The organism is Peribacillus sp. SIMBA_075 (assembly GCF_046534585.1).
On sequence record NZ_JAWRYN010000457.1, the window covers coordinates 1 to 278 of the forward strand.

Below are 278 nucleotides of genomic sequence, written 5' to 3' on the forward strand. Positions count from 1 at the left end.
TTCTAAAGCTGTATCTCCTAGTGAAATACCCCATGCCATTGCTAACGTTAATAGACTACCAATAAGCAGTTTCTTCATATTCCATCACCCGCATTTTTTATTTAAATATATCATGAAAATTTATCCATACCTTATGCAATTATGCATATTTGTTTTTTAGGTATTTTTTATTTCTTCATTTTTTTTATAATTGATTCTTTTAATGCATGGTTTCCTAATATATCAAAAAAGAAGCACGCTTTTTCATAAGCATCTTCAATTTCTGCTCTATCACACCC

General features: G+C 29.1%; 2 pseudogenes. Both read right to left on the minus strand.

What is annotated here, in order from left to right:
- A pseudogene (gene papR, locus SB775_RS28990) lies at positions 1–78 on the minus strand (quorum-sensing peptide PapR); the annotation flags it as partial.
- Between the two features lie 89 nt (positions 79–167).
- Positions 168–278 (minus strand): annotated as a pseudogene (locus tag SB775_RS28995) (transcriptional regulator); the annotation flags it as partial.